Origin of the sequence: Microbacterium flavescens, assembly GCF_018588945.1 — a bacterium.
Taxonomy (GTDB): Bacteria; Actinomycetota; Actinomycetes; order Actinomycetales; family Microbacteriaceae; genus Microbacterium; species Microbacterium flavescens.
This window is the reverse complement of sequence record NZ_JAFIWA010000004.1, coordinates 16,017-41,967: the sequence shown is the minus strand read 5'-3', so window position 1 is coordinate 41,967 and position 25,951 is coordinate 16,017. Positions and strand designations below refer to the sequence as shown.

Annotated in this window: 24 protein-coding genes; 16 read left to right on the top strand and 8 right to left on the bottom strand. The window is 70.5% G+C overall.

All coding sequences use genetic code 11. The features are described 5' to 3' along the window. Window positions 1-53 precede the first annotated feature (53 nt). Entirely contained in the window at window positions 54-923 is an 870-nt protein-coding gene (locus JX005_RS09240; RefSeq protein WP_214467212.1) for a hotdog fold domain-containing protein, read from the top strand. 4 nt (window positions 924-927) lie between these two features. Further along, window positions 928-1,989 carry an alpha/beta fold hydrolase gene (locus JX005_RS09235; protein WP_214467211.1) on the top strand — a complete coding sequence of 354 codons (1,062 nt, stop codon included), beginning with the start codon at window positions 928-930 and terminating at the stop codon, window positions 1,987-1,989. 32 nt (window positions 1,990-2,021) lie between these two features. On the opposite strand, the gene JX005_RS09230 is transcribed toward JX005_RS09235, so the two are convergent. Beyond that, window positions 2,022-4,073: a M3 family metallopeptidase gene (locus JX005_RS09230; RefSeq protein ID WP_214467210.1), complete on the bottom strand. Its 2,052-nt coding sequence runs from the start codon at window positions 4,071-4,073 to the stop codon at window positions 2,022-2,024. 106 nt (window positions 4,074-4,179) lie between these two features. Between JX005_RS09230 and JX005_RS09225 the strand changes: the two genes are divergently transcribed. The 3 genes from JX005_RS09225 to JX005_RS09215 are packed head-to-tail and all read left to right on the top strand — an operon-like array spanning window position 4,180 to window position 6,427. Continuing rightward, entirely contained in the window at window positions 4,180-4,818 is a 639-nt protein-coding gene (locus JX005_RS09225) for an ArsR/SmtB family transcription factor (RefSeq protein WP_307858541.1), read from the top strand. Continuing rightward, complete coding sequence (locus tag JX005_RS09220) at window positions 4,815-5,024, top strand: hypothetical protein (RefSeq protein WP_214467209.1); 210 nt, start codon at window positions 4,815-4,817, stop codon at window positions 5,022-5,024. The genes JX005_RS09225 and JX005_RS09220 overlap by 4 nt, the downstream gene beginning before the upstream one ends. Next, window positions 5,021-6,427 (top strand): MFS transporter, encoded by a 1,407-nt coding sequence (locus tag JX005_RS09215; RefSeq protein ID WP_214467208.1) that lies wholly within the window; start codon window positions 5,021-5,023, stop codon window positions 6,425-6,427. The genes JX005_RS09220 and JX005_RS09215 overlap by 4 nt, the downstream gene beginning before the upstream one ends. Window positions 6,428-6,434: 7 nt before the next feature. Here the strand turns inward: JX005_RS09215 and JX005_RS09210 are convergent, their stop codons facing one another. The 3 genes from JX005_RS09210 to JX005_RS09200 form a co-directional block, all read right to left on the bottom strand. Continuing rightward, on the bottom strand, window positions 6,435-6,683 hold the full coding sequence (locus JX005_RS09210; protein ID WP_214467207.1) for a hypothetical protein: 249 nt from the start codon (window positions 6,681-6,683) through the stop codon (window positions 6,435-6,437). 1 nt (window position 6,684) lies between these two features. Continuing rightward, window positions 6,685-9,264, bottom strand: a complete 2,580-nt coding sequence (gene valS / locus JX005_RS09205) for a valine--tRNA ligase (protein WP_214467206.1) — start codon at window positions 9,262-9,264, stop codon at window positions 6,685-6,687. 94 nt (window positions 9,265-9,358) lie between these two features. Continuing rightward, the gene (locus tag JX005_RS09200) at window positions 9,359-10,018 is read right to left on the bottom strand and encodes a pentapeptide repeat-containing protein (RefSeq protein ID WP_214467205.1); all 660 of its coding nucleotides are present in this window, start codon (window positions 10,016-10,018) and stop codon (window positions 9,359-9,361) included. 125 nt (window positions 10,019-10,143) lie between these two features. On the opposite strand from JX005_RS09200, the gene JX005_RS09195 reads away from it, so the two are divergent. The 8 genes from JX005_RS09195 (at window position 10,144) to ndk (ending at window position 20,976) form a co-directional block, all read left to right on the top strand. After that, window positions 10,144-11,760, top strand: a complete 1,617-nt coding sequence (locus tag JX005_RS09195) for an ABC transporter substrate-binding protein (protein WP_214467204.1) — start codon at window positions 10,144-10,146, stop codon at window positions 11,758-11,760. A 34-nt stretch (window positions 11,761-11,794) separates the two neighbouring features. Continuing rightward, the gene (locus tag JX005_RS09190; protein ID WP_214467203.1) at window positions 11,795-12,781 is read left to right on the top strand and encodes an ABC transporter permease; all 987 of its coding nucleotides are present in this window, start codon (window positions 11,795-11,797) and stop codon (window positions 12,779-12,781) included. Then, a complete protein-coding gene (locus JX005_RS09185) occupies window positions 12,778-13,590 on the top strand; it encodes an ABC transporter permease (RefSeq protein WP_214467202.1) in 813 nt (270 codons plus the stop codon). Before JX005_RS09190 ends, JX005_RS09185 begins: the two co-directional genes overlap by 4 nt. Beyond that, window positions 13,587-15,149, top strand: coding sequence for a dipeptide ABC transporter ATP-binding protein (locus JX005_RS09180; RefSeq protein ID WP_214467201.1), 1,563 nt, complete (start codon window positions 13,587-13,589; stop codon window positions 15,147-15,149). Before JX005_RS09185 ends, JX005_RS09180 begins: the two co-directional genes overlap by 4 nt. Before the next feature lie 236 nt (window positions 15,150-15,385). Beyond that, the gene (gene ileS / locus JX005_RS09175; RefSeq protein ID WP_214467200.1) at window positions 15,386-18,781 is read left to right on the top strand and encodes an isoleucine--tRNA ligase; all 3,396 of its coding nucleotides are present in this window, start codon (window positions 15,386-15,388) and stop codon (window positions 18,779-18,781) included. After that, window positions 18,778-20,136: a bifunctional folylpolyglutamate synthase/dihydrofolate synthase gene (locus JX005_RS09170; protein ID WP_214467199.1), complete on the top strand. Its 1,359-nt coding sequence runs from the start codon at window positions 18,778-18,780 to the stop codon at window positions 20,134-20,136. The genes ileS and JX005_RS09170 overlap by 4 nt, the downstream gene beginning before the upstream one ends. Next, complete coding sequence (locus tag JX005_RS09165) at window positions 20,133-20,561, top strand: DUF4233 domain-containing protein (RefSeq protein WP_307858540.1); 429 nt, start codon at window positions 20,133-20,135, stop codon at window positions 20,559-20,561. The genes JX005_RS09170 and JX005_RS09165 overlap by 4 nt, the downstream gene beginning before the upstream one ends. Window position 20,562: 1 nt before the next feature. After that, window positions 20,563-20,976, top strand: coding sequence for a nucleoside-diphosphate kinase (gene ndk, locus JX005_RS09160; RefSeq protein WP_214467197.1), 414 nt, complete (start codon window positions 20,563-20,565; stop codon window positions 20,974-20,976). A 39-nt stretch (window positions 20,977-21,015) separates the two neighbouring features. On the opposite strand, the gene JX005_RS09155 is transcribed toward ndk, so the two are convergent. Genes JX005_RS09155 through JX005_RS09145 form a run of 3 tightly spaced genes read right to left on the bottom strand, consistent with a single transcriptional unit; the run spans window position 21,016 to window position 22,123 of the window. Next, a complete protein-coding gene (locus JX005_RS09155) occupies window positions 21,016-21,243 on the bottom strand; it encodes a hypothetical protein (RefSeq protein WP_214467196.1) in 228 nt (75 codons plus the stop codon). Beyond that, entirely contained in the window at window positions 21,240-21,458 is a 219-nt protein-coding gene (locus JX005_RS09150) for a hypothetical protein (protein ID WP_214467195.1), read from the bottom strand. The genes JX005_RS09155 and JX005_RS09150 overlap by 4 nt, the downstream gene beginning before the upstream one ends. Window positions 21,459-21,514: 56 nt before the next feature. After that, window positions 21,515-22,123: a vitamin K epoxide reductase family protein gene (locus tag JX005_RS09145; RefSeq protein ID WP_214467194.1), complete on the bottom strand. Its 609-nt coding sequence runs from the start codon at window positions 22,121-22,123 to the stop codon at window positions 21,515-21,517. Between the two features lie 306 nt (window positions 22,124-22,429). On the opposite strand from JX005_RS09145, the gene JX005_RS09140 reads away from it, so the two are divergent. Next, window positions 22,430-24,784, top strand: a complete 2,355-nt coding sequence (locus JX005_RS09140; protein WP_214467193.1) for an Rne/Rng family ribonuclease — start codon at window positions 22,430-22,432, stop codon at window positions 24,782-24,784. A 33-nt stretch (window positions 24,785-24,817) separates the two neighbouring features. Here the strand turns inward: JX005_RS09140 and JX005_RS09135 are convergent, their stop codons facing one another. Continuing rightward, window positions 24,818-25,093 carry a DUF4031 domain-containing protein gene (locus JX005_RS09135; protein WP_214467192.1) on the bottom strand — a complete coding sequence of 92 codons (276 nt, stop codon included), beginning with the start codon at window positions 25,091-25,093 and terminating at the stop codon, window positions 24,818-24,820. 242 nt (window positions 25,094-25,335) lie between these two features. Between JX005_RS09135 and rplU the strand changes: the two genes are divergently transcribed. Further along, window positions 25,336-25,644, top strand: coding sequence for a 50S ribosomal protein L21 (gene rplU, locus JX005_RS09130; protein ID WP_168914039.1), 309 nt, complete (start codon window positions 25,336-25,338; stop codon window positions 25,642-25,644). A 20-nt stretch (window positions 25,645-25,664) separates the two neighbouring features. Next, window positions 25,665-25,922 carry a 50S ribosomal protein L27 gene (rpmA, locus tag JX005_RS09125; RefSeq protein ID WP_168914038.1) on the top strand — a complete coding sequence of 86 codons (258 nt, stop codon included), beginning with the start codon at window positions 25,665-25,667 and terminating at the stop codon, window positions 25,920-25,922. The last annotated feature ends 29 nt before the right edge of the window (window positions 25,923-25,951 follow it).

Sequence of the window (25,951 nt, the reverse complement as noted above, 5' to 3'; positions counted from 1 at the left end):
TTTGGCCCTTTCGCGCGACGCGCCGCCCGCGCCTGCGGCGCTTGACTCGAGCCATGACTGGACTCGTGTTCTCCACCCATCGTGCCGCGGCGGTCTTCGGCCGCCCTGCAGCCACCGCCCCCGATGCACTCGCCCCGACCGACGGTGCTCTGGCGCCGCTGCCGAATGCGGTGTTCTCGCTCGACCCTCGCCTCAACGGGCCGCGCCGATCCGCGAACGGCGGCTACGCGGCCGGGACGATCGCCCGTCAGATCGACGCCGACATCGTCACCGTCGTGCTGCGGCGCCCGGTGCCCCTCCGTCGCCTCCTGGTGGCGCGTCCCGACGGAAAGGGGGGCTCGCTCGTTCATGCCGGACGGCGGGTCGTGGCCGAGGCACGGCCCGGCACGCTGGCGGACACCACGGTCCCCATCCCACCCGGATTCGAGGAGGCTCTCGCCGCCCGTGACGCGCATCCGCTCGCCGGGCTCCGGCATCCGCTCTCCGACTGTGTCGTGTGCGGACCCCTCCGCCGCGACGGCATGCATGTGACCCCGGGGTTCGTGCCTGGCCGACCTGACCTGCTCGCCGCACCATGGGTGGTCGGGAGCCGGGACTCCGTCGGCGGCGCCGCGCCGTTCGCGGCCGTGTGGGCGGCGATGGACTGCACGAGCTATCCGGCCGTTGCGCTGCGCGAGCGCGAGCTGTGTCTGCTCGGAACGATGACGGCGGACGTGGAGCGCCGACCGCGCGTGGGGGAGCACCTCGTCGTCCACAGCTGGACGCGCGCGCAGGAAGGTCGCCGCTACGAGACGTCGGTGGTGCTCACCGACGCGGCGGGCGAGACAGTGGCGCGAGCCGACGCGACCTGGATCGCCCTGCGGCATCAGCGTCTCCACGCACTCGGCGTGCATCGTCGTCGTGAGGCCCGTGTTCCATACTGATCTCGTGAGCCGCTCCTCCACGACGATCCGGCGCGCATGGTCGGGCTCCGACGATGTGGCCTGGACCGAAGTCGGCGAGGGTGATCCGATTCTCATCGGCGGCTGGTGGATGAGTCACCTCGTCCACGACCTGGAGTACGAGCCGATCCGCGGTTTCATCGACGCGCTCGCCCGCCACCGGCGGGTGATCCGGATGGATGCGCCGGGCAGCGGCCTGACGCGGTCGTCCCGAGGGTCGTCGATCACGGTCGAGCGGCACGTCGCGGCGCTTGGTGCGGTCCTCGACGCCGCAGGGGTGCAGAGCGCGACCGTGCTCGCCGGCTCGTCCGGTGCGCCGGTCGCCATCGAGTTCGCGGCGTCGCATCCCGACCGGGTCAGCGGCCTGATCCTCTCGGGGGCGTACCTCCGTGGCGCCGACATCGCGCCGGAGGGCGATCGTGACGCGCTCGTCGATCTCGTGCGCCGCAGCTGGGGCGTCGGCGGCCGCGTCATGTCGGACGTGTTCTTCCCCGACGCCACGGGCGAGCAGCAGCGCGCCTACCTGCGCCATCAGCGTGCGAGCGGATCGTCCGAGGCCGCGGCCGAGGCGCTGGCCGATGTCTACGCGCTCGACGCGACGGCCGCGGCGGGGACCGTGCGGGCGCCGACACTGGTGCTGCACCGCCGCGGTGACCGTGCGATCCCGCTCGCTCTCGGCGCCGAGACGGCGCGCGCTGTTCCCGGGGCAGAGCTGCGCATTCTCGAGGGCACGGCTCACCACCCCTGGCACGGCGACAGCGGCACGCTCCTGCGCAACGCGCTCGAGTTCGCGGGTGTCGACGCGGCTGAGCTCGACGTGGTCGAAGCGTCGCAGGAGCGACCCGCGTCGCGCCCGGACGCGCCGATCTCCGATCGCGAGCGGCAGGTGCTCCTCCTCGTCGCGCAGGGCCGCACCGATGCGCAGATCGCCGACGAGCTGTACCTCAGCGTGCACACCGTCCATCGCCACGTCGCCAACGCGCGGCGCAAGCTGGGCGTTCCGTCGCGTGCCGCGGCCGCGGCGTGGGTGACCGCTCACCCGGATTGAACGGAGCTGCGAGCCCCGCCGGGCGACGCGGGTCAGGCGACGAGGCCGCGGCGTTCGAGCAGCGGCCGGATGTCGGCATCCCGCCCACGGAAATCGCGGTACGCCTGGAGCGGATCCTTCGACCCGCCCACCCCGAGCAGACGCTGTCGGAACCGGTCGCCGTTCTTGCGCGTCAGGCCGCCGTTCTCGCGGAACCACTCGACGGTGTCGGCGTCGAGCACCTCGCTCCAGATGTAGGAGTAGTACCCGGCGCTGTACCCGCCCGAGAACACATGCGCGAAGTACGTCGACGAGTAGCGCGTCGGGACGGCGGGGTTGTCGAGGCCGATGTCGGCGAGAGCGGATGCCTCGAACGACGCCACGTCGATGTCTGTCGCCGCCTGCTCCTCGGTGAGCGAGTGCCACGCCTGGTCGAGCCAGGACGCGGCGAGGTACTCGCTCGTCGCGAAGCCCTGGTTGAAGGCCTCGGACGCATGGAGCTTCTCGACGATCTCCGCGGGGAGGGGCTCGCCGGTCTCGACGTGGCGGGCATAGCGATCGAGGATCTCGGGCCAGTAGATCCACATCTCGTTGACCTGACTGGGGAACTCGACGAAGTCGCGGAAGACGTTCGTGCCGGCGAAGTGCGGGTAGGTCACCGTCGCGAAGAGCCCGTGCAGAGCGTGCCCGAACTCGTGGAACAGCGTCGTGACCTCATCCAGAGTGAGCAGCGTGGGCTTGCCGGGCGCCGGCTTCGGGACGTTGAGGTTGTTCACGACGATCGGCCGCGTTCCGCGGAGGGCCGACTGCGACACGATCGAGTTCATCCAGGCTCCGCCGCGCTTGGTGTCGCGCGTGTAGAGGTCGAGGATGAACAGCCCGAGCTCGCTGCCGTCGGCGTTGTGCAGTTCGAAGACGCGCGCGTCGGGGTGGTACGCCGGAATGTCCGACCGCTCAGCGAACGTCACCCCGTAGAGATCCGTCGCGGCCCGGAAGACGCCGTCCTGCAGCACCCGCTCCGCTTCGAACCATGGCCGGAGGGCGCTGCGGTCCAGGTCGTACTGCTCGGCGCGCACCTTCTCGGTGTAGTACGCCCAGTCATGAGCCTCGAGCGGGAACGGCTCGGGCTCGGCGTCGATGATCGCCTGCAGCGCGGCCTGTTCCTTGGCCGCGTTGCGGGCCGCCGGAATCGCCAGGCGGCGCAGCAGGTCGTGCACTGCTTCGGGCGAGCCGGCCGTCTCGTCGGACGTGATGTACGCCGCGTGGGTGTCGTACCCGAGGAGGGCTGCGCGCTCGGCACGCAGCCGCACGATCTCGAGCAGCACCGACCGGTTGTCGTGCTCGTTCCCGCGCGAACCGCGCGAGCGCGAGGCGTCCAGGATCCGCTTGCGGCTGCCGCGGTCGGTCAGCGATGAGAGATACGGATGCCCGGTGAACAGCGTGAGCGTGACGACCCACTTGCCCTCGAGCCCGCGGTCGGCAGCGGCCTGGGAGGCCGCCGAGAGCTCGCCCTCGGTGAGCCCGTCGAGCGACTCGACGCTGTCGAACACGATGGCGAGATCGTTCGTGTCGTTGAGCAGGTTCTTCTCGAACGAGGTCGTCAGCGTCGACAGCCGCTGATTGAGCGCCGTGAGTCGCTCCTTCGCGTCGTCGTCGAGGCCCGCGCCGGCGTGGGTCATCTCGCGGTAGTGACGCTCGACGAGGTAGCGCTGCTCGGGCTCCAGGTCGAGGGAGTCGAGCTGGTCGTGCACGGTCTTGATGCGCCAGTACAGCTGTGCGTCGAGCTGGATCGAGTCCTGGTGGGCCGACATCAGGGGGGCGAGCTCCTCCTCGATCGCCTGGATGTCGGGCGTGGCGTCAGCCGAGGACACCGTGTAGAAGGTGCGGGCCACGTCGCCGAGCAGCTTCCCGCTCTCCTCGAGCGGCACCAGGGTGTTCTCGAACGTCGGCATCGACCGCACCCGCGTAATGCTCGCGATCTCGCGGGAGTGCTCCTCGAAAGCCGCCTGGAACGCGGGCAGGTAGTGCTCCGGCCGGATCACGGTGTAGTCCGGGAGACCGTAGGGGAGGGGAGCAGGGGAGAGCAGGGGGTTGTCGTTCGGCATGGCGTACAGCCTAGTCAGAGCGGCCGTGGATGCCGCCATTCCTTTGCAAAGCATCGGTTGCAAAGGAATGCTTGCAAAGAAACCTTTGCATGGCTATTCTTGGGGCATGGCAGAGAACGAGACCAGCGACCAGGCCGAGGCCATGGCCCGGGCCGAGCAGCGCCACAACGAGGACCGGGTCCTCGACTCGGGTGCTCTCCGGGCGCTGGCGCACCCGCTCCGCGTGAAGATCTACGACATCCTCAGCCAGTACGGCCCGCAGACGGCGAGCTCGCTGGCCGAGCGACTGGGGGAGTCCAGCGGCTCGACGAGCTACCACCTGCGTGCGCTGGCCAAGCACGACCTCATCCGCGAGGCGACCGATCGCGGGACGGGCCGTGAGCGCTGGTGGGAGCGCCCGGTGGGCGGTGTGTCGTTCGCGAACGCCGAGGCGATGACGACGCCGGCCGGCCGCGCAGCCACCCAGGTCGTGATGAACGAGTTCCTGCGCAATCGCAACGAGCAGCTTCTCGAGTTCGTCAACCGGGGCATCGGCGGCGAGAGCGAGATGTGGCAGGAGGGGACGCTGATCTCCACCGCCACCGCCCGCCTCACCCCCGAGCAGAGCAAGGAGCTCACGCTCAAGATCATGGCTCTGATCGACGAGGCCGTGGACAACTACCGCAACCAGACCGGCGAGAACGTGCGGCCCGTCACCATCCGCGCCGACCTCTTCCCGCTGCCCGAACTTGGAGGACAGTCATGACCGCTTTCACCGCTTCCCACGCCGTCATCCGCACCACGGGATTCGAGCGGATGCTGCTCATCACCGCGGCCGGCATCGACAGGTTCGTCGTGAGCCGTCTCGAGCGGCGCGCCGCCACCGAGGGCGCGCGCGCCGCCCAGGCTGCCGCCGGTGAGACCCGATCCGACGCGCTCGCCCTGGGCGCCGTCGGGATGCTCCCGCGATGACCGACGCTGTGGACACCGCGGAACAGACCGAGGGGGCCGGGCGCAAGGGCCGGCCCTCTTCGGATCCCGGTTCGGCTCGGGGCGCCAAACCGCGGCTCGGCGCCGACTTCGGCAAGCTCTGGACGGCGGCGGCCTTCAGCAACCTCGCCGACGGCGTGGGCCGGGTCGCCGTCCCGCTCATCGCCACGACGCTGACCCGTGATCCCCTCGCGATCGCCGCGCTCGGCGCTCTGGCGTTCGTGCCCTGGCTCGTCTTCGGCCTTCCTGCCGGCATGATCGTCGATCGGTACGACCGACGCCGGATCATGGCACTGGCCAACGCGCTCCGTGGGCTCGCGGCCGTCGGCCTCGCGGTCCTCACGGTGACGGGCGCGCTCGACATCTGGTGGCTGTTCGCCGCGACGCTGGTGTTCGGGTTCGGCGAGACGCTGTTCGACAACGCCACGAACGCGATCGTTCCCTCGCTGGTCGAGCGCCGTTCACTCGACCGCGCCAACGGCTTTCTGCAGGCCGCCCAGATCACGATCGACAACTTCATCGCGACGCCGATCGGAGGCGTCCTGTTCGCAGTGTCGCTCGCGCTCCCGCTGTGGGTCGGCGCAGCCGGCTACCTCATCCCGATCGCGCTGGCGGTGATGCTGCCGCTGTCGGCCGCACGCCCGCTGCGGGATGCCCCGGCTGCTCAGCGCCAGGACGCGCCCGAGCCCGCTGCCGCCGTCGTCGCGGGCGAGCCGCTCGCCGCAGCCGAGACTGCTGCGGAGCAGGCGGCCGAGGCCGAGGCGACGACGTCGGGGGAGAGCATCACGGCGCGCGAGGCGATCTCGTACCTGTGGAATCACCGGTTCCTGCGGTCGATGGTCATCTTCACGTCTGTCGTCGGGTCGGCGTTCTCGTTCGCCCAGGCGCCGACGATCCTCTACTTCCTCGACGAGCTTGCGGTCGCACCGGCCGCGATCGGGCTCGTGACGGCCGGCATCGGGCTCGGCGCGCTTGCCGGCTCGCTGGTGGCGTCGACGCTGGTGGAGCGCTTCGGCCGAGGTCGCGTCATGCTCGGCGCGAACCTCGTCGCCGCGGCATCCCTCGCCGCCGTCTGGGCCGCCCCGGAGGTCATCACCGGGACGATCGCGTACGGCTTCATGGCCTGCGCCGTGTCGATCTGGAACGTCCCGTGGGGCGCGCTGCGTCAAGCGATCGTGCCCGGGCATCTGTTCGGCCGAGTGCTGGGGATCATCCGCACGTTCACGTGGGGGCTCTTCCCGTTCGCGACGCTGCTCGGCGGCTGGGTCGCGCGCTACGACCTCCGGCTGCCGTACGTGATCGCCGCCGTGGCGACCCTGATCGCCGCGCTGGTCGCCTCACGCCTCCTCCTTGAGGCATCGAGGCACAACGGGCCCGAGGAGTGAGCGGGGCTCAGCCGAACCCGTCCTCAGGATCGTTGCGGGCGACCGCCTCGCCGTTCTCGTCGAGCGACACGATGATGCCGGTGTCGAGCTCGGCGATGGGCTTGCCCTCGAGCCACGTGAGCGTCCACCGCGGACGCGGCTGGCCGAGCTGATCGTCCGGAATCGTGGCGTCGACCGCCTCGATCCCGGACCGCAGCGCTGCCGGCACCGACTTGGGGGGCTCGTCGCCCGAGGTCCACCGCGTGCCGAGCTGCATGTCAGTCCTCCTGTGGAGCGAGTTCGATGGCGGTGACCGCCAGGGCGTCCGCCTCGGCGTACTCGATCTCGGCGATGCGGCCGACGGCCTTCAGGTCGCCTTCCGCGAGCCGGAGCGCATCGAGGGACGCCGCGGGCCCGGCGATCGTGACACGGGCGACGGGCGTCTTCTGCGAGGCCTTCGCCTCGGTCTTCCCGCGGCGGATGCCGATGAGCGCCTCGCCCACGACCGTCAGCACCGCGGCGTCGCCCTCGATCCCGAGCGGCTCGGGCCAGGGGGCTGTGTGCACCGACCCCTCGTTGAACCACGACCACGACTCTTCGGCGGCGAACGAGATCACCGGTGCGAAGAGCCGCAGCATGGTCGACAGCGCCGTGCGCAGCGCAAGGGCGGCGGAGGCCTGGCCCACGTCGGTCTGGTTGTAGGCGCGCTCCTTCACGAGCTCGAGGTAGTCGTCGCAGAACGTCCAGAAGAACGACTCGGTCACCTCCAGCGCGCGGGCGTGGTCGAACGAATCCAGCGCCTTCGTCGCCTCGCGCACCACCCCGTCGAGCGCCGTCAGCATCGATGCGTCGAGCGCGTGCGTGACCTGGGCACCCTCGGGGACCGGGAACGAGAGCACGAACTTGGCGGCGTTGAGCACCTTGATCGCGAGGCGCCGGCCGATCTTGATCTGCGTCGGGTTCTGCGGATCGAAGGCGGCATCGGTGCCGAGGCGGCTGGAGGCGGCCCAGTAGCGGACCGCATCCGAACCGTGCTGGGAGAGGATGTCGGCGGGCGTGACGACGTTGCCCTTGGACTTCGACATCTTCTTTCGGTCGGGGTCGACGATGAAGCCCGAGATGGCGGCATCCGTCCAGGGCGCCCGGTCGTCCTCGAGAGCGCTGCGCAGCATCGTGGAGAAGAGCCACGTGCGGATGATGTCCTGGCCCTGCGGGCGCACGTCGAAGGGGGCGACGAGGTTCCACAGCTCGGGGTCGCGCTCCCAGCCGCCCGCGAGCTGCGGCGTGAGCGACGACGTGGCCCACGTGTCGAAGATGTCCTTCTCGCCGTCGAACCCGCCCGGCACGCCCCGCTGGTCCTCGGAGTAGCCCGGGGGGACATCGGTCGTGGGGTCGACGGGCAGCGACGCGGCGTCCGGCGTGAGCACGCGCGAGTAGTCGCGGTCGCCGTTCTCGTCGAGGGCGTACCAGACAGGGATGGGCACTCCGAAGAACCGCTGACGCGACACGAGCCAGTCGCCGGTCAGTCCGTTGGTCCAGTTCTCATAACGCACGCGCATGAAGTCGGGGTGCCAGGACACCTGGCGTCCGAGCTCGATCAGCTTGTCGCGCAGCGCTTCGTAGCGAGCGCCGTTGCCGACGTACCACTGGCGCGTCGACACGATCTCGAGGGGACGGTCGCCCTTCTCGTAGAACTTCACGACGTGGGTGAAGGGGCGGGGGTCGCCCTCCATCTCGCCCGACTCCTGCAGCAGCTCGACGATGCGCTTCTTGGCGCTGAAGACGGTCTTGCCCGCGAGCTCCGCATACGCGGCCTTCGCGGCATCCGTCACGATCACGTCGGGCGCTTCGGCGATCACGCGGCCGTCCTGCCCGAGGATCGTCCGGTTGGGCAGGTCGAGCTCGCGCCACCAGACGATGTCGGTCACGTCGCCGAAGGTGCAGATCATCGCGATGCCCGAGCCCTTGTCCTGCTGGGCGAGCGGGTGGGCGAGGACGGGCACCTCGACGTCGAAGAGCGGCGTGCGCACGGTCGTTCCGAACAGCGCCTGATAGCGCTCGTCGTCGGGGTTCGCCACGAGAGCGACGCACGCCGGCAGCAGCTCGGGGCGGGTCGTCTCGATGTGGACGTCACCCGATCCGTCGGTCTTGTGGAAGGCGACGCGGTGATAGGCGGCCGGCTGGTCGCGGTCCTCGAGCTCGGCCTGGGCGATCGCGGAGCGGAAGTCGATGTCCCACAGGGTCGGGGCCATGGCCTGGTACGCCTCGCCCCGCTCGAGGTTGCGCAGGAAGGCCAGCTGGCTGGTGCGCATCGTGTCGTCGGAGATCGTCCGGTAGGTCTGGGTCCAGTCGACGCTGAGTCCGAGAGCGCGCCACAGCGCCTCGAAGTGCTTCTCGTCCTCGACGGTGAGCTTCTCGCACAGCTCGATGAAGTTGCGACGGCTCACCGGCACCTGGTCGGCGGCGCGACTGCTCTTGTTGTCGCCCCCCTCATACGGAGGCGTGAAGTCGGTGACGTACGGAAGCGACGGATCGCAGCGCACGCCGTAGTAGTTCTGCACGCGGCGCTCGGTCGGCAGGCCGTTGTCGTCCCAGCCCATCGGGTAGAAGACCGTCTTGCCGCGCATGCGCTCGAAGCGCACCTTCACATCGGTGTGGGTGTAGCTGAACACGTGGCCGATGTGCAGGCTCCCCGACGCGGTCGGCGGGGGAGTGTCGACCGAGAAGATCCCTGCGCGGCCCACCTCGGCGGCGCGGACGCGGTCGAACAGGTATGTTCCCTGCTCGGTCCAGGCGGCATCCCACTTGCTCTCGAGACCCTCGAGTGCGGGCTTGTCAGGAATCTGCGCGTCGGACATGGGGGTCTCCTCGATATGTGCGGCACTGTGTGAGCGTGCCTGAGTGTGGGATGTCGCACGATTCTACCGGCTGGTGGCCGGGAGCCCGGCGTCGTCAGTCCTGGACGTCGATGCCCAGCGCAGCGGCGAACGCCGGTGCGAGCTGCTCGATCTGCCAGGGAGTCAGCGTCGCACCACGCAGCGAGCCCACGTCGAGATAGGACGCGGCGTCGAGTCCGCGCAGGTCGAGGCTGTCCGCCCGCATGCCGCGAGTGTCGACCTCCTCGGCCCGGGTGGACTCGAACCGGACGCGCGACAGCGTGGCCTGCGGCAGGTCGAGGGTCCCGATCGTGCAGTCGGCCACCAGCAGGTCTTCGACCTTCGCTCCGCCGAGCGACAGATAGTCGATGCGGATGCCGCGCAGCTCCACCTCGTCGACACCCGCGGTCGCAAGGTCGAGGGTTCCGATGCGTCCCCCGGTCAGCCGGACGCGCCGCAGTCGCGCCTCGCGACCGTGGACACTCGTGGCCCGCAGCGCGTCGAACTCCACATCGACGAGGGTCGCGCCGGTCAGTTCGAGACGGTCGACGGATGCCGCGGCCACCGTGCACTCGGTGAAGGCGGCGTGCGAGGCATCCACCGTTCCCTCCCACCCGGTGATGCGGGCCTGCAGAAAGTCGCCGTGAGGCTCGACGCCGACGATCTCGGCGAACGCCCGGGGCAGGTCGGGCGGAGAGAGTCGGGGCGGCTGCGGATGCGCCGGGGGACGGGCCATGCGACGACGCTATCGAAGCGTCCGCGGCGGCGCGGGAACAGATTGCGACGGTCGCGCGTTTATCGACTCCGTCCACTAACCGCTACCGTAGAGACATCCCCGTCTCAGACTTCCCGAGGTCAGTCATGCCCGTTTCTCCTTTGCGCCGACGCCTGGCCGTCGCCGCAGCTCCGCTCATCGCCGCGCTCGTTCTCAGCTCGTGCGCGGCCGGCGCGAACGACGCCGGCGACGACGGCGGTGAGGTGGTCTGGGCCATCGAGGGCGCCAATCTGTCGGCCGGTCACATGGACCCGCAGACCAGCCAGCTCGACGTGTCGTCGATGGTGCAGCGTGCGGCGCTCGACTCGCTCGTGTTCCAGGAGGCGGACGGCACCTTCACGCCGTGGCTCGCGCAGAGCTGGGACATCGAGGACGACGGCGCGTCCTACGTGTTCACCCTCCGTGACGACGTGACGTTCCATGACGGCGAGGCGTTCGACGCGGCCGCCGTGAAGGCGAACTTCGACCGCATCGCCGACCCGGAGACCGCTTCGGCCCAGGCTGCCAGCATGCTGGGCGGCGAGTTCTACGCGGGCACCGAGGTCGTCGACGAGCACACCGTCCGCGTGTCGTTCACCCAGCCGTACTCTCCGTTCCTGCAGGCCGCGAGCACCGCGCTCCTCGGCTTCTACTCGCCTGCGGTCCTCGAATCGTCGGCGGATCAGCTCAAGGCCGGCGGTCCCGGCATCACGGTGGGCACCGGGCCGTTCGAGCTCACCGAGTACACCCCCGATCAGGAGATCGTCTACACCCGCAACGACGACTACGCGTGGGGACCGCACGATGCGGGCGCTGCGGAGTTCGAGACGCTGCGCGTGGAGATCCTTCCCGAGGCCTCGGTCCGGGTGGGGGTCGTGGAGAGCGGCGAGGCCGACCTGGCCAGCCAGCTTCCGCCGAATCTCGCGGCCGGCATCGACGACGCGCTCACGGTCGACTCCAAGGAGTACCCCGGCCTGCCCTACTCGCTGTACCTGAACGAGAAGTACGGCGTGTTCGCCGACGAGAAGGTGCGGCAGGCGTTCGCGCAGGCGATCGACATCGACACCGCGGTCGAGGAGATCTTCTTCGGCCAGTTCCCGCGCGCCTGGTCGGTGCTCGGTTCGACCACGCCGACCTATGACGCCTCCCTCGAGGGGTCGTGGCCCTTCGATGCGAGCGCGGCCGAGGCTCTCCTCGACCAGGCCGGCTGGACCGAGCGCGACGCCGAGGGGTACCGCACGAAGGACGGTGAGCGCCTCTCCGCCCGCTGGATCGCCTGGACCCCTGTGCCCGACGATCGCGCCGCCCTCGCCAACGCGATCCAGTCCGACCTCAAGGCGGTCGGCTTCGAGCTCGTGCGCGAGGTGCTCGAGCCCGGCGCCTACAACGAGCAGTACGGACCGAAGACGTTCGACCTGACCGACTGGGGGTTCTCCGGCGTCGACCCTGATCTGCTCCGCAGCCACCTGCACACCGACGGCTTCCAGAACGCATCGCAGGTGAGCGACCCCGAGCTCGACGCTCTGCTCGAGCGCGGCGTGGCGACCACGGACACCGACGAGCGCAGTGAGATCTACGGCGAGGTCCAGCAGTGGAACGCGCAGCATGTCGCGATCGTGCCGCTGTACAGCCCGTCGCTGATCACCGCGGTCGGCGGCTCGGTGGACGGCCTCGCCTACGATCTGTACGGGCGCCCGCTGTTCTACGACGTCAGCCTCGGCTGACCCGGCGCCCGGGAAGGGCAGGGCTCGGCACGAGATGAGGGCACGGCGCGGAGGGTTCGGCCGCCTGGCCGCGCGGGCCGCAGGCATCGCGGCATCCGTCGTCATCGTCCTGTGGGGCGCGGCCACCGTGGCGTTCCTGGCTCTGCGGGTGATTCCCGGCGATCCGGTCGAGGTGATGCTCGGGCCGCAGGCGCAGGTCAGTGACGAGGTGAAGGACGCGATCCGCTCCGAGCTCGGCCTCGACCGGCCGCCGCTCGAGCAGTACGTGGCCTACCTCGGGCAGCTGCTGCGCGGCGACCTCGGCGAGTCGTACCAGCTGCGGATGCCGGTGACCGAGGTGATCGGCCGGCAGCTCGGAGCCACTGTGCAGCTGTCCGCGCTCGCGCTCCTGATCGCCGTCGCGCTCGCCTTCGCCGTCGCCCTCCTCGCGCGCGGACGGGCCTCGCGGAGCATCGTCGCCGGGGTCGAGCTCGTGATCCTGTCGTCACCGGTCTTCTGGATCGGACTGCTTCTGCTCAGCGTGTTCGCGTTCGGCCTGGGGTGGTTCCCCGTCGCGGGTTCTCGCAACCCTGCGACGATCGTGCTGCCGGCGATGACGCTCGCCCTGCCGGTCGCTGCGCTGCTCGGTCAGGTGCTCCGCGACGGCATCGAGGCCGCGGAGCGCCAGCCCTTCGCCATGACCGTACGAGCCCGCGGCGCCGGGCCGACCTGGCTGACCATGCACCACACGCTCCGTCATGGGTCGACGGGCGCCCTCACGCTCGCCGCGTACCTCGTCGGATCGCTCCTGGGCGGAGCGGTGCTCGTCGAGACGGTGTTCGCCCGGCCGGGCCTCGGCCGGGTGACACTCGCCGCGATCACCGACCGCGACCTGCCCGTGATCACGGGCATCATCCTGCTGAGCGCCATCGTGTTCGTGATCGTGAACCTGGTCGTCGAGCTGACGTACCCGCTCCTCGATCCCCGGCTGCGACGCGCGCCCGGCGCCGGAGTCGCGCGAGAACAGGCGGCGGCGGTATGAGCCCGTCACGCCGCGTCGGCCTCGTCGCCGCACTCGTGGTCCTGGCGGCGATCGCAGCGCTGGCGGTGGCGCCCCAGCTCTTCGCCACGCACGATCCTCTGCAGACCGATGTACGGGCGGCGCTCCTGCCGCCCAGCGCGGGGCACCTCTTCGGCACCGACCAGAGCGGCCGCGACGTGTACTCCCGGGTGGTGTTCGGAACAGGGCGCTCGGTCGGCATCGGCGTGCTGGCCACGGCCTTGGCCTTCGCCACCGGCCTGACCGTCGGCGCCCTGTCAGGTGTGGCGCCGCGCGCGGTGGACGCCGCCGCCATGCGCGCCACCGACATCCTGCTCGCGTTCCCCGAGTTCCTGATCGCGCTGGTCGTGGTCGCCGTGCTGGGTCCGGGCCCGGTGAACGTGGCGGTCGCCGTGACGATCGCCGCCGTCCCGATCTACATCCGCCTGGCCCGCGTCCAGACCCGTTCGCTCCGGCTCGCCGAGCACGTCGAGGCCGCCCGCATCCTGGGGGTCCCCGCGCCGCTGGCGTTCACCCGCCATGTCGTCCCCGGGGTCGTCGGCGCGTTGAGCGTGCTGGCGACGATCGGGATCGGCTCGAGCATCCTCGCAGCGGCGGGTCTCAGCTTCCTCGGACTGGGCCCGGCCGAGCCGAGTCCCGAGTGGGGGCTGATGCTGGCGGGCGGGCGCAACGTGATCGGTCAGGCATGGTGGGTGTCGACGTTCCCCGGAGCGGCGATCACGATCACCGTGGTGGCCGCGACGATCCTGGGCCGCATCCTGCGTGCCCGGGCGGAGGGCCGCACGCGATGAGCGGACTCGACGTGCGCGGCCTCTCCGTGCGCGGGCTGAGCGTCACGATCGCCGACCTGCGCGCCGTTGACAGCCTCGACCTCGAGGTCGCGCCGGGGGAGTGCGTGGCGATCATCGGCGAGTCCGGCGCCGGGAAGTCCCTCACGGCGCGCGCGCTGCTGGGCCTGTCGCCGCCGGATGCCGTCGTCCGCGCCGACGCCCTCGACATCGACGGCGTGGATGCGCGTGCGCTGGACGAGCGCGCCTGGCGCCGGCTCCGCGGTTCCCGCATCGCCCTGGTCTCGCAGGACGCCCTGGTCTCCCTCGACCCGCTGCGCTGCGTGGAGGCCGAAGTCGCCGAACCGCTGCGACTGCACGGCGAGCGGATGCCGCGCCCCGCCCTCCGCGAGCGCGTGCAGGCGCTCCTGGCCGAGGTCGCCATGCCCGAGCCCGAGCGACGTGCCCGGCAGTATCCGCACGAGCTCTCCGGCGGACTCCGCCAGCGAGCGCTGATCGCCTCCGCGCTGGCCGGAGCGCCGTCGATCCTCGTCGCCGACGAGGCGACTACCGCGCTCGACGCCACAGTCCAGGCCCGCATCCTCGTCCTCCTGCGCGAGATCGCCGACCGCGGGGTCGCGGTGGTGTTCATCAGTCACGACTTCGCCGCGGTGCGGGGCGTCGCCGATCGCGTGCTGGTCATGCGCGGCGGCCGCGTCGTGGAGCGGGGACCGACCGACACTGTCTTCCAGTCGCCGCAGCATGAGTACACCCAGCGCCTCGTCGCCGCCGCGATGCACGAGCCCCGGTCCGTCGCGACCGACGACGCTGCGCCTCAGCTGGCTGTGCGGGGGCTGTCCAAGACGTTCGACGTCCCGGCGGCGGTCGACGTGAGCTTCTCGGTCTCGCGCGGCCGCACGCTCGGCATCGTGGGGGAGTCGGGTTCGGGCAAGACGACTGTGGCGCGCATGATCGTCGGCGTCGAGCGCCCGGATGCCGGTGATGTGCTGCTCGACGGAATTCCGCCGACCGCGGCCGCTCGGCGCCGGATCCAGCTCGTCCACCAGAATCCGGCCGGAGCGCTCGATCCCCGGTGGCGCGTCGGCCGGTCCCTGGCCGAGGCGCTCGAGGCGGGCGGCGTGCCGCGACAGGCGCGGCGGCAGCGGGCGCTCGAACTGCTGGCCGAGGTCGAGCTCGACCCCGCTCTCGCGCGCCGGCGCCCGTCGGAGCTGTCGGGCGGGCAGCGGCAGCGTGTGGCGATCGCCCGCGCACTCGCAGCCGATCCCGAGGTCCTCGTGCTGGACGAGCCTGTCTCCGCGCTCGACCCGCTGGTGCGTGAGAGAGTGCTCGCCCTGCTGGCACGACTGCAGCGCGAACGCGGGCTGACGCTGGTCCTCGTCTCGCACGACCTCGACGTCGTCGCGGCGGTGGCGGATGAGGTCGTGGTGATGAAGGACGGCGTCGTGGTCGAGCAGGGCCCGACGGCTGCGGTGTTCGCCGGGGCGCAGCATCCGTTCACCCGAGAGCTGCTGGCGGCGGCGCGCTCGATCCCGCCGCGTGCGCAGGGTCCGGCACCCGCGTAGACTCTCCTCAGCAGCATCGATCCGGCCATCACCGGGGAGCTCTCGGAAGAACACTCCGGGTCTCGATACACCGCTAGCGCGGCACTCGACCACCGAAGTCACTAGAACCGAGCGGGTCAGGCCCGTCACAGCCGCAGTGAGAGAGGGCCTCCGCCGAACGACGGTGGTCACGCGGGGTGGTACCGCGGCTCGCAAGGGTCGTCCTCGCAGGAAGCATCGCAACCTGCTGGAGTGACATGACCTACCCCAAGTCCTCGTTCGGCCCCGCCGCCGACTCCGTCGTGCCGAGCCCGCGCTTTCCCGACATCGAGCGCGGCACGCTCGCGTTCTGGCAGGCCGACGAGACGTTCCGCGCGTCCATCGCGCAGCGCGAGGGCTCCGAGGAGTGGGTCTTCTACGACGGGCCGCCGTTCGCCAACGGTCTGCCCCACTACGGCCATCTGCTCACCGGGTACGCCAAGGACCTGTTCCCGCGCTTCCAGACCATGCGCGGCAAGAAGGTCGACCGCGTCTTCGGGTGGGACACGCACGGTCTTCCCGCCGAGCTCGAGGCGATGAAGCAGCTCGGCATCACCGAGAAGGCCGAGATCGAGGAGATGGGCATCGCGGCGTTCAACGCCAAGGCCCGCGAATCGGTCCTCGCCTACACGCACGAGTGGCAGGACTACGTGACCCGCCAGGCGCGCTGGGTCGACTTCGAGCGCGGCTACAAGACGCTCGACACGTCGTACATGGAGTCGGTGCTGTGGGCGTTCGCGTCGCTCCACGACAAGGGCCTCGCGTACGAGGGCTACCGCGTCCTGCCGTACTGCTGGCGGGACGAGACGCCGCTGTCGGCGCACGAGCTGCGCATGGACGACGACGTGTACCGGATGCGCCAGGACCCGTCGGTCACGGTGACGTTCCCGCTCGTGGGTGCCAAGGCCGAGTCGCTCGGGCTCACCGGCGTGCGCGCACTCGCGTGGACGACGACGCCGTGGACCCTGCCGACGAACCTCGCCCTCGCCGTCGGCCCCGACATCCACTACGTCGTGGTGCCCGGTGGACCGAACGGCGCGGCCGATGTGCACCACGCCGCCGACGGCTCGCCCGACGAGCCGGAGGAGGCGTACGCGCACCGGTACCTGCTCGCCGAGGAGCTGCTGGCCGGCTACGCGAAGGACCTCGGCTACGAGACCGCCGAAGCGGCGCGCGAGGCCGTCGTGCAGACGGTGATGGGCTCGGAGCTGGCCGATGTGTCGTACGACCGGCTGTTCGACTACTACGCGGATGCCGAGACCTGGGGCACCGGCAACGCCTGGCGCATCCTCGTCGACGACTACGTGACGACCGGAGACGGCACGGGCATCGTCCACCAGGCGCCGGCGTACGGCGAGGACGACCAGCGGGTGACCGAGGCCGCCGGCATCCCGCTCATCATGAGTCTCGACGACGGCGGACGCTTCCTGCCCCAGGTCGCCGATGTCGCGGGCGAGCTGTGGATGGACGCGAACACGCCCCTCGTGCGCCTGCTGCGCCAGCAGGGCCGCCTGCTGCGCCTGGCGAGCTACGAGCACTCGTACCCGCACTGCTGGCGGTGCCGCAATCCGCTCATCTACCGTGCCGTGTCGAGCTGGTTCGTGCGCGTCACCGACATCAAGGACCGCATGCTCGCGAACAACGAGCAGATCACGTGGGTGCCGGAGAACGTCAAGCACGGCCAGTTCGGCAAGTGGCTGGAAGGCGCCCGGGATTGGTCGATCAGCCGCAACCGCTACTGGGGCTCGCCCATCCCGGTGTGGAAGAGCGACGACCCCGAGTACCCGCGCGTGGACGTGTACGGCTCGCTCGAAGACCTCGAGCGCGACTTCGGCCGCCTTCCGCGCAACGCCGAGGGGGAGGTCGACCTGCACCGCCCGTACATCGACGAACTCACCCGCCCGAACCCCGACGACCCCACCGGCGCGAGCACGATGCGCCGCATCGAGGACGTCTTCGACGTGTGGTTCGACTCCGGCTCCATGCCCTACGCGCAGGTGCACTACCCGTTCGAGAACCATGAGTGGTTCGAGCAGCACGCGCCGGCGGACTTCATCGTCGAGTACATCGGGCAGGCGCGCGGCTGGTTCTACGTGATGCACGTGCTGTCCACCGCCCTGTTCAACCGCCCGGCGTTCACCGGGGTCTCGTGCCACGGCATCGTGCTCGGAAGCGACGGGCAGAAGATGTCGAAGTCGCTGCGCAACTACCCCGATGTGAGCGAGGTGTTCGACCGGGACGGCTCCGATGCCATGCGGTGGTTCCTCATGGCGAGCTCGGTGCTGCGCGGCGGCAACCTCGTCGTCACGGAGGAGGGCATCCGAGCCGGTGTGCGGGAGTTCATGCTCCCGCTCTGGAGCGCGTGGTACTTCTTCGCGACGTACGCCAACGCCGCGCTTCCGGTCGGTGAGCGAGCGGACCGAGACGAAACACGACAGGGCTACGAGGCCTCCTGGCGCACCGACTCGACGGACGTGCTCGACCGCTACATCCTGGCCCTGCTCGGCGACCTGGTGCGCGACGTCGCGGTCGACCTCGAGGGACTCGACTCGACCCTGGCGGCCGCCAAGCTGCGCGACTTCGCGGAGGCGCTGACCAACTGGTACATCCGCCGCTCGCGCGACCGGTTCTGGGTGGGCGTGTCCGACGACCCGAAGAGCCGCGAGGCGTTCGACACGCTGTACACGGTGCTCGAGACGCTGACCCGTGTCGCCGCGCCGCTCATCCCGCTCGTCTCCGAGCGGGTGTGGCAGGGTCTCACGGGCGGTCGGAGCGTGCACCTCCAGGACTGGCCGGACGCCTCGGCGTTCCCCGCCGCCGACGACATCCGCATGGCCATGGACGCGGTGCGTCAGGTCTCGAGCGTCGCCAACGCGCTGCGCAAGAAGGAGGGCAAGCGCGTGCGGCTGCCGCTCGCGAAGCTCACGGTGGTGGTTCCGGATGCCGCGTCCCTCGCGCAGTTCGACGGCATCCTGCGCGACGAGCTCAACGTGAAGACGGTCGAGCTGGTCGAGCTCGATGCCGACGTCGCCGAGCGCTACGGCATCAGCAAGCGCCTCTCGGTCAACGCGCGCGCCGCCGGGCCGCGTCTCGGCAAGCAGGTGCAGCACGTCATCAGCGGCGCGAAGTCCGGAGTGTGGGAGGAGGTCGACGGCGTGGTCGTCGTCGACGGCATCGCACTGCAGGAGGGCGAGTTCGACCTCACGCTCGAAGCGGGCGGCGTCGAGGAGGGCACGGCGATCGCGCTGCTGTCGGACGGCGGCTTCGTGCTGCTCGACACCGCGACGACGGCCGAACTCGAGGCGGAGGGTCTCGCCCGCGACGTGATCCGCGCCGTGCAGGACACCCGGAAGGCGGCGGGCTTCGATGTGAGCGACCGCATCCGGCTCCAGCTCGCGTTCGACGACGTCGACGACCGGGTGGCGGTCGAGTCGGCCTTCGATGTCGCCGATGTCGCGGGCGAGACGCTCGCCGTCGAGTACGCGCTCTACGGACCGCGCGGCAGCCGGCCCGCGAAACCCGCCCCGGGCCACGTCGCGGAGTTCCCGGCGGGCACCTACGCCAACCGCGGGGCGTTCGCGGTGGCCGTCACGAAGGTCGAGGCATCCGCATGAGCGAGAAGGACCGCGCGCGGGCCGACGCCGTTTACGCGGCGCTGCTGGAGCGACAGGGGGAGCGGTGGGTGCAGCCGCGGGTCGAACGCACCCGGCGCGTGCTCGAGCTGCTCGACGACCCGCAGAAGACCTATCGCGTCGTGCACGTGACGGGGACGAACGGCAAGACCTCGACCAGCCGGATCATCGAGAGCCTCGTGCGCGCCCACGGCCTGCGGACCGGGCTGTTCACGAGCCCGCACCTCGAGCGCTTCACGGAGCGGATCATGGTCGACGGCGAGCCTATCGCCGATGCCGCGATCGCGGACGCGTGGGACGAGATCGAGCCCTTCGTGGGCCTGGTCGACGCCGAGCTGGAAGCCCAGGGGGACGCGTCGCTGACGTTCTTCGAGCTGCTCACGGTGCTCGCGTTCGTCGCCTTCGCCGACGCTCCGATCGACGTGCTCGTCCTGGAGGTCGGCATGGGCGGCTCGTGGGACTCGACCAACACGGCTGACGGCGACGTCGCGGTGTTCACGCCCATCGACATCGACCACGCCGACCGCCTCGGTGACACGATCGCCGAGATCGCCGCGGTGAAGGCCGGGATCATCAAGGACGGCGCGTCGGTCGTCTCCGCGAGGCAGGATGCCGCGGCCGAAGCGGTGCTGCGCGAGGCGGCCGCCGCGCACGGCGCCACGATCGCGTTCGAGGGCGCGGACTTCGGCCTGGCCGAGCAGCGCCTCGCGGTCGGCGGGCAGCAGATCACGGTGCGCGGCCTGGTCGGCACCTACGACGAGGAGTACCTGCCGCTCTACGGAGGCCACCAGGGCTTCAACGCCGCGCTGGCGATCGCCGCAGTCGAGGCCCTGATCGGCGGCGCGTCGCACGCGATCGCCGGCGGGATCCTCACGGAGGGTCTCGCTCAGGCGACCGCTCCCGGCCGTCTGCAGCTCGTCGGCATCGCCCCGACGGTGCTCGTCGACGCCGCTCACAACCCCCACGGCGCACGTGCTCTCGTGGCGGCGCTGCGGGAGTCCTTCGACTTCGACGAGTGGGGGGTCGTGCTCGGGGTCCTCGGCGACAAGGACGCGGCCGGCATCGTCGCCGAACTCGCAACGGTGGCGAGCCACGTCTTCGCGACGGCGCCGGCGTCGGACCGTGCCGAGCACGCCGACCGGCTCGCCGACCTCGCGGAGGCGCACGACCTGCCGGTCACGGTCTACGACGACCTCGCCCAGGCAGCGGAGGCGGCCCGCGCGTGGGGGGCCGACTCCGACCGCCGTGCCGTGATCATCGCCGGTTCCGTCGTCCTCGCGGGCGAGGCGGTCGCCCTCGCGGCCGCAGAGGAGTGGAAGGGCGGGTGGGAGGCGTGACCGACACCGACACCGCACCTGAGCCGCCCCGCCGGCGTCAGCGCGGAGCCGCCGAGTCGCTGGCGTCGATCGTGCTCGCGTTCGAGTCGATCATCGCGTTCCTCGGCGGCCTGGTGATCTACGGCCTGAAGGCATTGCCCGAGCCCATCGAGCCGTGGTGGGGCATCGTCGCTGGCTCCGTCGTGGCCGTGCTGATGATCGTCACCGGCCGCTTCGTGCGCTACCCGTGGGGCATCGCCCTCGGCTGGGCGCTGCAGCTCGTCGTCGCGCTCGGCGCGATCCTCGTGCCGGCGCTCGGGCTGGTGGCTCTGATTTTCGGCGGCATGTACGCGTATGCGACGATCAAGGGAGCCCAGCTCGATCGGCGCAACGCGCAGCTCGCGGCGACCCCCCCTCAACAAGCCGGATCGGCGAACGGAGACTGACATGGCCACCGAAGAGACCCTCGTCCTGGTCAAGCCCGATGGTGTGGCGCGCGGCCTGACGGGCGCGATCCTCGCCCGCATCGAGGCGAAGGGCTACTCTCTCGTCGACATCCGCCTGGTCGAGCCCGACCGCGGCACGCTCGAGCGCCACTACGCCGAGCACGAGGGCAAGCCGTTCTACGAGCCGCTCCTCGAGTTCATGATGTCGGGCCCGTCGGTGGCGATCCGCCTCGCGGGCAACCGCGTCATCGAGGGGTTCCGCTCCCTGGCCGGCACGACCGACCCGACGACGGCCGCCCCGGGCACCATCCGAGGCGACCTCGGCCGCGACTGGGGCCTCAAGGTGCAGCAGAACCTCGTGCACGGCTCGGACAGCCCCGAGTCGGCCGCCCGCGAACTCGCGATCTGGTTCTGACGCGCCGCGGCTGCGTCCCGCCGAGCCGTCAGGATCTGGCTAGTCCGAGATCTGCGGCGGGACGACCTCGAAGCTCCCCTCCGCGGCCGCACAGCTCGCGTTGTCAGGGCATTCGGCCACCTCCCACCAATTCACGATGCTGGCCAGGGCCGGCCCCGTCGGCATGTCCGGGGGAAGCATCATCGCGACGGTGAACGACCCGTCCGAGCTCGGCTGGACCCGCCCGTCGACCCAGTGCGACGGGCCGCCCTCCGGCTGCACCCTCACAGCCACCCGCCCGCCGGGGGTTCGAGCGGGCAGGCGCGGGCCGTCGTCACTTCGACGGACTCGCCGGGGGACGCGAGCGTCGGCTGGACGTCGAGCTCAGGCACGCAGATCTCAGGCGGCGGCGTCCATCCGAACGAGCAGCCTGTCAGCAGCGCGCCCGACAGCACGGCCGCCGCCAGCAGGGCGCCCTCCGCCGGCATCCGTCGGTCTCGCATGGCCTCACGCTAGGAGACGCGCCTCCGTGCGTCCAGGCGTGCTCGGGTCGGAGCGCTCAGCCGGGGAAGATGCGCTGGAGCGCGTCCAGCTGCACCTGCGCGATGATCGCGATGACGGCGTAGCTCCCGACGGCCAGCAGCGGCAGCCAGCCCATCAGCCGGTCGGCGGCCTTCCGCACCGGCGCCGGAACGGGTGCGATGCCCGAACGCAGGAGGTGCAGGGTCACGGCGTAGAACGTCGGGATCGTCACGACCCACGTGACCATGCACCACGGGCACAGCGTCCCCAGCTCGAAGATGCTCTGACTGATCAGCCACAGCACGAACCCGAACGCGAAGAGCACCCCGAGCGCGAACAGCCACCAGAACCAGCGAGCGAACCGCGCCCCGGCGAGGATGGCGACGCCCACGACGACGGGCGCGACCCATCCGGCAAGCCCCAGGATGGGGTTCGGGAAGCCGAGCACGCTTCCCTGCCACGAGTCCAGATTCGCCGTGCACTGCACCAGCGGGCTCAGGTCGCACGACGCGATGGCGTCGGGGTCGGCGAGCAGGTGCAGACGCTCCATCGTGAGTGCGAAGGCGGCGATCCACCCGACGACCCCGGCGATGATCAGCCAGACGGCGAGGCCGGTTGGGCGGGTGTGGGACTGCGCATGCGGCATGCCTCGGATTATGGCATCGGAGGATGAGCGGATGCCTCGCCCCGGGCCGTGCGAAATACCCGGCGTGGCGCCGGCAAGCAATCGGCGGGCGAAAGTGCGATAATGGTCGTCGATGCGCCGCGGCCGCGCCGCGACCCGCATCACCAGAAGACTTCAGGGCGACGAATGCCCTTGGCAGCGCGAGCTCCCGCCGCATGAGCCGGGATCCCGCTGCAGACCGAGTGAGTTCGCGGCACCGCAGGTGCGGCACCGCAAGAGATTTCGCCGGGCGGCGCGCGGTGCCGACCCGCAGGGAGTAAGCCAGTGATGGCCGATGGAACAGATGCAGACCTCAACCCCCAGAACGAATCGGATGCGCCGCTAGCGCCAGACGCTGCGGACGCCGCGGCGGCTGACGCCTCGCACGACGCACCCGATCTCGCGGAGGTCGAGACCGAAGCGGTGCTCGAGGCCGTGGAGGTGTACGAGGAGGGCGGCGTCGCGCCCGAGGCGGCCGACGCGGTGGAACCCGAAGTGACGGCGGAGCCCGAGCCCGAGCCGGAGGCCCCGGCCGAGGCAGAAGCACCGGCCGAGGCGGAGGCGCCCGCCGAGCCGGAGGCCGAGACACCGCTGACCGCGGTGAGCCTGGGCCTGCTGCCCGAGGAGTTCGTGTCGGCGGTCTCGACGCAGCTGCACTTCTACGCGCCCGAGATCACGTTCGTGCCGTCGGCGCCCGAAGACGAGCGGGAGCAGGAGCGCGAGTCCGAGCAGTCCTCGGGGTCGTCGCGCCGCCGGAGCCGTCGACGCGGGGGAGAGGGCCGGGACGAGGCATCCGCTCCCTCCGAGCCGTCGCCGCCGCGTCAGCGCGCCGTCGAGCTCATCACCGAGCCGCAGCGCATCAAGGGGTCCACGCGCCTCGAGGCCAAGAAGCAGCGCCGTCGTGACGGCAGAGAGGCCGGCCGCCGCCGTGCCGTGGTGACCGAGGCCGAGTTCCTCGCGCGGCGCGAGTCGGTCGACCGCGTCATGATCGTCCGGTCGAAGAACGGCCGCATCCAGATCGCCGTGCTCGAGGACAACGTGCTCGTCGAGCACTACGTCGCGCGCAACCAGGACGCCTCGCTGATCGGCAACGTGTACCTCGGTCGCGTCCAGAACGTGCTGCCCAGCATGGAGGCAGCGTTCGTCGACATCGGTCGCGGCCGCAACGCCGTGCTGTACTCGGGAGAGGTCGACTGGGACGCCGTCGAGACGGGCAACCAGCCGCGTCGCATCGAGCTCGCCCTGAAGTCGGGCGACAAGGTGCTGGTGCAGGTCACGAAGGATCCGGTGGGTCACAAGGGCGCCCGGCTCACGAGCCAGATCTCGCTCCCGGGCCGCTACCTCGTGTACGTGCCGGGCGGGGCGATGAACGGAATCTCCCGCAAGCTTCCCGACACCGAGCGCGCGCGCCTCAAGAAGATTCTCAAGGAGGTGCTGCCCGAGTCGTCGGGCGTCATCGTCCGCACCGCTGCCGAGGGCGCCACCGAAGACCAGCTCACCCGCGACGTCCAGCGCCTCACCGCGCAGTGGGAGCACGTGAGCAAGCAGGTCCAGACGATCCAGGCGCCGGCGCTGCTGCACTCCGAGCCCGACCTGCTCGTCAAGATCGTGCGCGACGTCTTCAACGAGGACTTCACGCGCATGCTCATCCAGGGCGAGGACGCGCACCAGACGATCACGAAGTACGTCGAGAGCGTCGCACCCGACCTCCTCGAGCGCGTCGTGGCGTACGAGGGTGACGGCGACCCGTTCGACGAGTTCCGCGTCACGGAGCAGATCGAGAAGGCGCTCGACCGCAAGGTCTGGCTGCCGTCGGGCGGCTCGCTCGTCATCGACCGCACCGAGGCCATGACGGTCGTCGACGTCAACACCGGCAAGTTCGTCGGCTCCGGCGGCAACCTCGAGGAGACGGTCACCAAGAACAACCTCGAGGCGGCTGAGGAGATCGTGCGCCAGCTGCGCCTGCGTGACATCGGCGGCATCATCGTCGTCGACTTCATCGACATGGTGCTCGAGTCCAACCGCGATCTCGTGCTCCGGCGCCTGGTCGAGTGCCTGAGTCGCGACCGCACGAAGCATCAGGTCGCCGAAGTGACCTCGCTCGGCCTCGTGCAGATGACCCGTAAGAAGCTCGGCCTCGGCCTGCTCGAGACGTTCAGCGAGGCGTGCGAGGTCTGTGCCGGCCGTGGCGTGATCGTGCACCACGACCCCGTGGTCAAGCACCGCGGCGCCCAGGCGTCGAACGGCGCCCAGTCGGGCCGTCGCTCACGGGGCGGCAACAGCGCGCAGCAGCAGAGCACGGGCGGCTCCAACGGCACGCACGTCATCACGGAGGGCGTGAAGTCGGCGCTCGCGCAGATCGCGGCATCGACGATCCACCACAACGACGAGGTTCCGGCGGACGAACCGGCCGTGAGCACGGAGGCCCCCGCCGAGCGTCCGAAGAAGCCCCGCAAGAAGCGCGGCGAGCCGGCGAAGGCCAAGACGAAGGCGCCGAAGACCGAGAAGGACCTCCTGCTCGACTCGGTCCTCGAGGCTCTGCCCGAGCCCAAGGCTCCGGGCCAGGGGCGGTCGCGTCGCCGCGTGACCACCGCAGCCCTCACGGGCACGCCGGTCTCGTCGCACGCGCCGTCCGAGGACTGATCCACCGTCGCGCGGCCGCTGCCTCCGATGGGGTCAGCGGCCGGCGCGACGTTCGCGTGCCGTCACGCGCAGTCCTGAGGCGATGAGCCGGCGCACGAGCTCGTGGCCGTCGACGTGCTCCGCGCCCGCTGCGACCAGACGGGCGTGCGCCTCGTCGGGCACGTCGTAGTGATCGCGATCGAACCCGCGACGCGGAATACCGTTGGCGGCGGCGAACGCGTGGAGCTCGTCCAGGTCGCTGTCGCTCACCAGGTGCGCCCACAGGCGCCCATGGGCCGGCCAGCGCGGATCGTCGATGAGGATCGCCACTCCGTGATCATATTCAGCGCCGACGCCGCGACACGTGGTTCCGTGCTTTTGGCGTTGGTCGCGGCATCCGGTAAAGTAGTCCTTTGGTGCGTCCCGTTTCGCAGGATGATGGCGATGCTCGACAGGCTCAGCAGCCGGCTGGAGCCGTCGCTCCCGCACCAGGACTTCCTCTTCTCGCAAGAGCAGAGTCTCGCAAAGACAACCGGAGCCGTGCGCTCCATCTCAGTAGAAACAGGTGTGAAGTGGTTTACGCAGTTGTGCGCGCCGGTGGCCGGCAGGAGAAGGTGGAGGTCGGCACGATCGTCGTCCTCGACCGCCAGGCCGCGAAGATCGGCGACAAGATCGAGCTGCCGGCCGTCCTCCTCGTGGACGGCGACGCTGTCACGACCGACGCCGACAAGCTCGCCAAGGTGACCGTGACGGCCGAGGTCCTCGGCGAAGAGCGCGGCCCGAAGATCGTGATCCAGAAGTTCAAGAACAAGACCGGTTACAAGAAGCGCCAGGGGCACCGTCAGGACCTCACGCGCGTCAAGGTCACCGGCATCAAGTAAGTCCAGGAAGAGACGCAGAGATGGCACACAAAAAGGGCGCAAGCTCCACCCGCAACGGTCGTGACTCCAACGCTCAGCGACTGGGCGTGAAGCGCTTCGGCGGCCAGCAGGTCCTCGCCGGCGAGATCATCGTCCGTCAGCGCGGCACCCACTTCCACCCCGGCGCCAACGTCGGCCGCGGTGGCGACGACACGCTGTTCGCCCTTGCGGCGGGCGCTGTCGAGTTCGGCCAGAAGGGCGGCCGCAAGGTCGTCAACATCGTGGCCGCCGCGGAGTAATTCCTCGGACCACACATACTCGAGGAAGG